The organism is bacterium, from assembly GCA_040756715.1.
Taxonomy (GTDB): Bacteria; UBA9089; UBA9088; order UBA9088; family UBA9088; genus JBFLYE01.
The window spans coordinates 1-7806 of the sequence record JBFLYE010000178.1 but is presented as its reverse complement, the minus strand read 5'-3'; the positions used below and the strand labels follow the sequence as shown (position 1 = coordinate 7806).

Here is a 7806-nt window from a genome sequence, read left to right as displayed (position 1 = left end):
TACTATAAGAAAGATACTATATGTATGAGCCGGTTATAGGTCTTGAGGTTCACCTTCAGTTGAAAACAAAAAGCAAGCTATTCTGTGGCTGCTCAACAAAATTTGGTGCATCAGCTAATACACTAGTCTGCCCTGTGTGTCTTGGTCTTCCTGGATGCCTTCCTGTTTTAAATAAGGGTGCGGTTTCCCTTGCTATTATTTCTGCTTTGGCTTTGAATTGCAAGATAAATAATCTATCACGTTTTCATAGAAAGAATTATTTCTACCCAGACCTTCCAAAGGCTTACCAAATCTCACAGTATGATGAGCCATTAGCAATAGATGGCTTCCTTGAAATAGATGGGAAAAAAATTGGAATAATCAGAGTTCACCTTGAGGAGGATGCAGGAAAGCTTATTCATAAAGAAGATTATTCCCTTATTGACTTTAATCGATGTGGCATCCCTTTGATTGAGGTTGTATCTTGCCCTGAGATAAGAAGTCCAAAGGAGGCAGGACAATACCTTACCGCCCTTAAGGCAATATTTGAGTATATTGAAGCCTCAGATTGCAATATGGAGGAGGGTTCATTAAGGTGTGATGCAAATGTTTCTATAAGGAAAAGGGGGGAAGGGCTAGGGACAAAGGTTGAGATAAAGAATATGAATTCATTTAAGGGTGTAGAAAAGGCATTATCCTATGAGATAGAAAGGCAGGTAAAGCTTTTAGAAAACAATGAAAAAATTATCCAGGAAACAAGGCTATGGGATGAGAAAAAGGAGGTTACATTATCAATGAGACAAAAGGAAGAAGCCCATGATTACAGGTATTTTCCCGAGCCAGACCTTCTTCCCTTGGTTATAGATAATAGCTTGATTGAGGAATTAAAAAGAGAAATCCCAGAATTGCCATCTGATAAGAAAAAGAGGTTTGTAAGCGAATATTGCCTATCCCCTTATGATGCAGAGGTTTTGATCTCATCTAAAGAAATAGCAGGCTTTTTTGAAGAAACCTTGAAATATTACAACAACCCAAAGATTGTAAGCAATTGGATAACCACAGAGGTTCTTTCTTTGGTTTCCCCTGATAAAATAAATGACTCTCTGATAAAGCCAAATCTTTTGGCAAAGATGCTTATAATGAGAGAAAAAGGTGAAATATCGGGAAAGATAGGAAAGGAGCTGATTGTTGAAATATTTAATACAGGAAAAGACCCTGAGAAGATTGTAAAGGAAAAAGGGCTTATTCAAATTAAGGATGAAGAAAGCCTCATTAGAGTAATTGATGAGGTTTTAAAGGAAAATTTAAAGGCGGTTTCTGAATATAAACAGGGAAAGGAGAAGGCATTGGGCTTCCTGGTGGGAGCCTTAATGAAAAAAACAAAAGGACGAGCAAACCCAGAATTAGCAAACAGACTTTTGAAAGAAAGGATAGGATTGCAGATTTATAGTATCTTCCATTACTTAGTGCAAAAATAGATAGGGTTGTGTTTATCTGTTAAAAATTCATCCACCTTTTAAGAAATTTTGAATTCTAAATTTTGAATTTTGAATTGAAGGTTTAAGTTTTATAAAATTTTTTCCCTTTTAATTCAAAATTCAACATTCAAAATTCATAATTTTATAAAGTTTTCCTTAAGATTATCTAAACACATACATTTTGTAAAGCGTTATGGAATTAACTATAAATTGTTACCTTCTTTTTTAAATTCTTGGAGCTTAAGCGTTTTTACTCTCTCAAATCCCTTTAGATAATCATGGTAATCTAAGGGAGATTCTATCCCAAATTGAGAGAGACTCTCTATGGTTTCACTTACTGACAATTCAAGCTTTGAAGCAAGGGTGCTTAGGGACAATTCACCTTCCCTATAAAGTTTTATCATCAATATCCAAAATGCCTACATTTTTTCATCTCCTTTTTTCCTCTAATTTTAAGACAAAGGCAAGGGCTTTTGCACAAGCCTCATATAGTATTTCTGGTATCTCCTCGCCCATTTCAACCCTCATAAGAATAGATGCTAGATTTGGGTTAGTATATATGGGAATATTATTTTTCATAGCTTTTTCAATTATTTTTTCTGCAATATATCCTTGTCCTTTGGCCACAACCACAGGAGCACCCTCTTTCTTCTCATATCTTAAACACACCGCCCTTTTCATATCTTCTTAAAGAAACCTCCTTTGTTATATCATTAAGGCTTTCTAAAACAAGGTCTGCCTTCTATCTTTGAAATTGGAATATTTTCATTTATAAAATAAAAAATACCAATTGCGGTCACTGGGATATATTGAACAATATGGCAAACAATGGAATAGCTTAAGGCAATATCCTTGTTTATTCCAAAAAGAATAAGGCCTCCCACACAGAATGATTGGAATACGCCAATATAGCCTGGGGCAGATGGAATCATTGAGGAAAGCCCAACGATTGATGCAATAAAATAGGGAGAATAGAAAGCAAGATTAAACCCAAAGGAAAAGAACAAAAGGTGAAATTCTATGCCAAGGACGATTTGGGAAATTATAGAATAAATGATTATTAGCCCTGTATGCTTAAGGTTTTCAAGGCTTGCCAATCCATCAATAAATCTATCAAAGATATAGGAAATTCTACTTGAAAACCCTTTATGAAAAATAGAGGCTAAATTTTCTATTTTCTTTACCATAAATTCCCTCTTTATCCTTAAAAAGACAATAAAAACCATAGAGAGGCTAAATATGAAAAGGCTAATAAGACCAAATGCCTTTACCCATTTTGGAAATGGAGAGAGAAGCATTGAAAGACCAAGGATGAACAAAAGAGCAAAGCCATCAAAGATTCTCTCTAAAACAATTGTTCCAAATGAAAGGCTTTTTGATATATTTTCCTTTCTTCCCATCATATATGCCCGGCTAAATTCTCCAATCCTTGCAGGAAGCACATTATTCACCATAAATCCTATCATCATCACCCCAAAGAGGCTATTAAACCCTATCTTCTTTGTGCTTTCAAGGATATATCCCCACCTTATCGCCCTTAAAAGAAATGAGGCAATAACCACAAGCATTGCAGGGATGATAAAGATGTAATTCGCAGATACCAAAGCATTTCTTACATTTTTATATTCTACATTCCTGATGGCAAGGTATAAAAACAGGCAACTTAAAAGAATCCCCAAAAAATACCCCTTCTTCATTTTCCCACACAAAATGTAGAGAATATTCTATCCAAAATATCCTCATTTGTTATATTCTCGCCCAATATCTCTGATATAGCATCTATAGAATCCCTTAATTCAATGCTAACAACCTCATCTTCTTTTGAGCTAATTGCCCTATCTAAATGCTCTAATGACCTCTCCATTGCCTCCTTATGCCTTATACTTGTAATGATGTGTGCTTCATCGTATGAGCTAAAAAGAGCCTTCTCTATTTCATCCAAAAGCAAAGAGACCTCCTTTCTCTTTGCAGAGACAAAAACTATGGGTTTTTTATATTTCTTTAAAACCTCTATATCAATCCTTTTGGGAAGGTCTGATTTATTAACTGTAAAGATTATGCTTTTATTCTTTATTTTTTCAAAAATAGCAATATCATCTTTCGTAATAATCCCTGTGCCATCTAAAACATAAATAACAATATCGGCATTTTCAATTGCCTTATAAGCCCTTTTTATTCCCTCCTTTTCTATTAGATCAATTGCATCACAAAGCCCTGCTGTGTCCGTAATTTTAAGGGGAATTCCTTTTATATTTATTACCTCGCTTACCAAATCCCTTGTTGTTCCAGGGATGGGGGTTACAATAGCTCTATCTGTGCCAATCAGGGCATTTAGAATTGAGCTCTTTCCAACATTTGGTCTTCCTATAATAACACCAATACAAGAATTTGAAAGGAATTTTCCTGTCCTATATCCTTCAAGGAAACCCTTTAGCTCTTTTTTAATAGAAAAAATATCTTTAAAAAGCCTTTCTCTATCCAGCTCCTCTTCAAAATCAAGGCTTGCTTCAATTAAGGAGAGGATAGAAAGGAGATTTTCCCTTATCTTTCTTATTTTTAAAGAAAGTTCGCCTTGTAGCTGTTGGGTCGAAATTTCTCTTGCCAGGGTTGTCTTTGATGAGATAATCTTTTCCACAGCCTCTGCCTGAACAAGGTCAATTCGACCTTTTAGGAATGCCCTCTTGGTAAATTCACCTGGCTCGGCAAGCCTTGCACCCTCTTTTAGGACAAGAGAAAGAACCTCAGAAAGAACGGCAAAGCCAGAATGAAGATTTATTTCAACCACATCTTCCCTTGTATATGTTTTTGGTGCCTTCATATAGCAAAGAAGAGCCTCATCAATTATGCAATTTGAGTCTGGGTCAATTATCTTCCCATAGATCAATCTATGAGAGGTAAGCTTATTTTTTGACCTAAATATTCTCTTTGCAATTTTCAACGATTCTCCTCCCGAAATTCTTACTATTCCTATTCCTGCCTCTCCAATTGGCGTTGATATGGCACAGATTGTATCATGCATTCGGAATAACCACGACGCATCTATTATCCCCCTCTCCCTGACTCATTGTGGTTACCCGATGATCGCTTTGGAGGAATGAATGGACAATATATCTTTCATAAGAAGGCATGGGAGGGATTACCACCTCTTCCTTTGTGGTAAATGCCTTATTTGCCGCCTCGCTTGCACACTTTATAATGCTTTCCTTCCTTCTTTTGCGATAATCATTGATATCCAATACCAACCTTTTTTTAAAACCTGTCTTTTTAAAGAAGATTGCTCTTGCAATCTCTTGAAGGGCATTAAGGCATTTTCCATCCTTTCCAATCAACAATCCTGCATCATTGCTCTTGATTACTATAACAATATTAGCCCCTTCCTTCTGTGCTATGACATTCGCACTTATTCCCATTAAGCCTAAAATCTTCTCTGTAATTGCCTGTGCTGCGATTATCTTCTCATTAAGTTCTTCCATAATTTTTTATTTTATCATAAAAATATAAGAATTGCAAGAATTTTCTCTTTCTTTTAAAATCTTTATGTATGTTTATATTAAGAAGTAATTTTTCTCCCAAGGGAGACCAGCCAAAGGCAATAGAGAGGCTTGTGAAAGGGTTAAAATCTGGCTTTTTAGACCAAGTTTTATTGGGTGTTACCGGAAGTGGCAAGACATTTACCATTGCAAATGTTATTGCCCAAGTTAATAAACCAACCTTGGTTATCTCCCATAACAAGACATTGGCTGCCCAGCTTTATTCAGAATTTAAGGAATTATTTCCCGAAAATGCTGTCTCTTATTTTATTAGCTTCTATGACTATTACCAGCCTGAGGCATATATTCCATCAACCGATACATACATTGAGAAGGATTGCAGCATAAACGATGAAATTGATAGATTAAGGCTTGAGGCAGCGGCTTCTTTGATGACAAGGAAGGATGTTATCGTGGTAGCCTCGGTATCCTGCATCTATAACCTTGGTTCTCCCTCTGACTGGCATGAATCCATCATCAAGCTTTCTTGTGGTGATGTTATAGAGAGGGATGGGTTTCTTTCCGAGTTGGTAAGGCTGCAATATAAAAGAAACAATGCTTCTCCCCAAAAGGGGGAATTCAGGGTAAAGGGTGAGGTAATTGATCTATTTCCTTCACAAGCTGAAGATATAATCAGGCTTTCCCTTTTTGGCGATGAAATAGAAAAGATTTTGATAATTGACCCTTTGACAAAGGAGAAAAGAGAGACAAATAGTGTGGTTATCTATCCGGCAAAGCATTTTCTTACCAATGCAGAGAGATTAAGGCAGGCATTAAGGACAATTTCCGATGAGCTTGTTGAGCGGATAAAATATTTTAAAGATAGGAATAAGCTTATTGAGGCACAGAGGATAGAAGAGAGAACCAGATTTGACATAGAAATGTTAAGGGAGACGGGTTATTGCCATGGCATTGAAAATTATTCAAGGCACCTTTCAGGAAGAAAGCCAGGGGAACGACCATATACCTTAATTGATTATTTCCCCGATGATTTTCTTGTCATTATTGATGAATCCCATGTAACCATTCCCCAGCTTAAGGGAATGTATGAGGGAGATAAAGCAAGAAAAAAAGCCCTTATTGACTATGGATTTAGGCTTCCCTCTGCCTATGACAATAGACCTTTAAGGTTTGATGAATTTTTATCATTAACCCATCAGAAGATATACATCTCTGCTACACCAGATTCCTATGAGCTTTCTTTAAGCCAGCAGGTGGTTGAGCAGATTGTCCGACCTACCGGGATTGTTGACCCAAGGGTAGAAGTTAGACCCGAAGAGAATCAAATAGAAAACTTAATCCAGGAGATTACAAAAAGAACCGAGAAAAATCAGCGGGTTCTCGTTACAACCATAACTAAGAGGCTAGCCGAAGACCTGGCAGATTACCTTGCAAGGAAAGGTTTAATGGTCAGGTATCTCCATTCGGATATAGAGTCATTAAAGAGGGTTGAGATATTACAGGATTTAAGGCTGGGAAACTTTGATGTCTTGGTTGGGATAAATCTATTAAGGGAGGGATTAGACCTTCCCGAGGTTTCTTTGGTTGCTGTGTTGGATGCAGACAAGGAGGGATTTTTAAGGTCGGAAACATCCCTAATCCAGGTATTTGGAAGGTGTGCAAGGAATATTGATGGCTGTGTGATTATGTATGCAGATAGGATAACCAATTCTATGAAAAAGGCAATGGATGAGACAGAAAGAAGGAGAAAGAAGCAAATAGAATATAACAGAATAAATAATATTACACCAAAGACCATAGAAAAGAATATTACCGATTACCTTGAGGTAAAGAGAAGGGCAGGGGATGAAAAAATAGAGATTGGGATAGAATCAAGCGACCCCTGGACAATGATTGAATTTCTTGAAGAGGAAATGAAAAAAGCCGCAGAAACCCTTGAATACGAAAAGGCAGCTTTATTTAGGGATAAAATATTTGAGATAAAAAGGGTTTTAAGAAAAAGGAGAAATTCTTGACATAACAAAAGAATTTAAGATAAAATGATTTATAGAGATGGTAAAAATTAGGTTTAAGAACAAAGAAGAGGATGCGAAGGGTTTTTGTGAATTGGCTAAAAGAATAAAGCTTATTTGCCTTCCGAATGATGTATATGAGATTTCTGAAAAAAGCCTCAGAATATTAGACGATTTAAAGATAGAATATAAGATTCTCGAAAGAGAAGGATTTGATTATGTCTGCAGTAAGATACGAAATCCTGTTGCCTCTCAAGTATAACGATGGAACCTATGTTGAATATGAGAAGATTCAGCTAACAAAGAGAGAGCTTATAGATAGATTTGGCGCTATTACTATAGAACCTCAATTCTTTGGCTGGTGGGTTTATGAGGAAAAAGAATATGAGGATGAGTTGTTAAGGGTGGTTATTGATACACAAGATACACAAAAAACAGAAGATTTCTTTAAAAGCTATAAAGAAATCTTAAAGGAGCGATTTAAACAAATAGAAATTTGGATTACAGCTTATCCTATAAGGATAATATAGATGAATTTTTACAAAATCTCCTTAAATTAACCTAAATTTACTCATAAATCACCAGCCTCTGATGTTGTGTGTGAGTGTTTATTGCTAAAATCTTGTGAAAATTGTTTGACTTGTAATAAACATAGAGGAAAATTATGTGTAGACTTATCGAAAAATTTAGAGAAGCACATAAGGGCATACCCCAAAATGAAATTCCATAACGCTTTACAAAATGTATGTGTTTAGATAATCTTAAGGAAAACTTTATAAAATTATGAATTTTGAATGTTGAATTTTGAATTAAAAGGGAAAAAATTTTATAAAACTTAAACCTTCA

Annotated in this window: 9 protein-coding genes; 4 read left to right on the top strand and 5 right to left on the bottom strand. The window is 35.8% G+C overall.

Features of this window, described 5'->3' with window-relative positions; translation table 11 throughout:
- The first annotated feature begins 20 nt into the window (after nucleotides 1–20).
- Nucleotides 21–1457, top strand: a complete 1437-nt coding sequence (gene gatB, locus AB1397_06715; GenBank protein ID MEW6482668.1) for an Asp-tRNA(Asn)/Glu-tRNA(Gln) amidotransferase subunit GatB — start codon at nucleotides 21–23, stop codon at nucleotides 1455–1457.
- 203 nt (nucleotides 1458–1660) lie between these two features.
- Here the strand turns inward: gatB and AB1397_06710 are convergent, their stop codons facing one another.
- Genes AB1397_06710 through AB1397_06690 form a run of 5 tightly spaced genes read right to left on the bottom strand, consistent with a single transcriptional unit; the run spans nucleotide 1661 to nucleotide 4930 of the window.
- On the bottom strand, nucleotides 1661–1861 hold the full coding sequence (locus AB1397_06710) for a hypothetical protein (GenBank protein ID MEW6482667.1): 201 nt from the start codon (nucleotides 1859–1861) through the stop codon (nucleotides 1661–1663).
- Nucleotides 1862–1886: 25 nt separating this feature from the next.
- A complete protein-coding gene (locus AB1397_06705) occupies nucleotides 1887–2138 on the bottom strand; it encodes an EscU/YscU/HrcU family type III secretion system export apparatus switch protein (protein MEW6482666.1) in 252 nt (83 codons plus the stop codon).
- Between the two features lie 32 nt (nucleotides 2139–2170).
- Nucleotides 2171–3154, bottom strand: coding sequence for a lysylphosphatidylglycerol synthase transmembrane domain-containing protein (locus tag AB1397_06700; GenBank protein MEW6482665.1), 984 nt, complete (start codon nucleotides 3152–3154; stop codon nucleotides 2171–2173).
- Complete coding sequence (gene mnmE / locus AB1397_06695) at nucleotides 3151–4476, bottom strand: tRNA uridine-5-carboxymethylaminomethyl(34) synthesis GTPase MnmE (protein MEW6482664.1); 1326 nt, start codon at nucleotides 4474–4476, stop codon at nucleotides 3151–3153. Before mnmE ends, AB1397_06700 begins: the two co-directional genes overlap by 4 nt.
- Nucleotides 4469–4930, bottom strand: coding sequence for a R3H domain-containing nucleic acid-binding protein (locus tag AB1397_06690; protein ID MEW6482663.1), 462 nt, complete (start codon nucleotides 4928–4930; stop codon nucleotides 4469–4471). Before AB1397_06690 ends, mnmE begins: the two co-directional genes overlap by 8 nt.
- Before the next feature lie 68 nt (nucleotides 4931–4998).
- Between AB1397_06690 and uvrB the strand changes: the two genes are divergently transcribed.
- From uvrB to AB1397_06675, 3 genes are read left to right on the top strand one after another with little or no spacing between them, the layout of a single operon-like run.
- Nucleotides 4999–6963 carry an excinuclease ABC subunit UvrB gene (uvrB, locus tag AB1397_06685; protein ID MEW6482662.1) on the top strand — a complete coding sequence of 655 codons (1965 nt, stop codon included), beginning with the start codon at nucleotides 4999–5001 and terminating at the stop codon, nucleotides 6961–6963.
- Nucleotides 6964–7000: 37 nt separating this feature from the next.
- Complete coding sequence (locus AB1397_06680; protein ID MEW6482661.1) at nucleotides 7001–7222, top strand: hypothetical protein; 222 nt, start codon at nucleotides 7001–7003, stop codon at nucleotides 7220–7222.
- A complete protein-coding gene (locus tag AB1397_06675; GenBank protein ID MEW6482660.1) occupies nucleotides 7179–7490 on the top strand; it encodes a hypothetical protein in 312 nt (103 codons plus the stop codon). Before AB1397_06680 ends, AB1397_06675 begins: the two co-directional genes overlap by 44 nt.
- Nucleotides 7491–7806: the final 316 nt, after the last annotated feature.

What these genes read in the sequence shown, in the direction of transcription:
- gatB (MEW6482668.1), top strand. Translation starts at nt 21, where the DNA reads ATGTATGAGCCGGTTATAGGTCTTGAGGTTCACCTTCAGTTGAAAACA.
- AB1397_06710 (MEW6482667.1), bottom strand. Translation starts at nt 1,861, where the DNA reads ATGATAAAACTTTATAGGGAAGGTGAATTGTCCCTAAGCACCCTTGCT.
- AB1397_06705 (MEW6482666.1), bottom strand. Translation starts at nt 2,138, where the DNA reads ATGAAAAGGGCGGTGTGTTTAAGATATGAGAAGAAAGAGGGTGCTCCT.
- AB1397_06700 (MEW6482665.1), bottom strand. Translation starts at nt 3,154, where the DNA reads ATGAAGAAGGGGTATTTTTTGGGGATTCTTTTAAGTTGCCTGTTTTTA.
- mnmE (MEW6482664.1), bottom strand. Translation starts at nt 4,476, where the DNA reads ATGCATGATACAATCTGTGCCATATCAACGCCAATTGGAGAGGCAGGA.
- AB1397_06690 (MEW6482663.1), bottom strand. Translation starts at nt 4,930, where the DNA reads ATGGAAGAACTTAATGAGAAGATAATCGCAGCACAGGCAATTACAGAG.
- uvrB (MEW6482662.1), top strand. Translation starts at nt 4,999, where the DNA reads ATGTTTATATTAAGAAGTAATTTTTCTCCCAAGGGAGACCAGCCAAAG.
- AB1397_06680 (MEW6482661.1), top strand. Translation starts at nt 7,001, where the DNA reads ATGGTAAAAATTAGGTTTAAGAACAAAGAAGAGGATGCGAAGGGTTTT.
- AB1397_06675 (MEW6482660.1), top strand. Translation starts at nt 7,179, where the DNA reads ATGTCTGCAGTAAGATACGAAATCCTGTTGCCTCTCAAGTATAACGAT.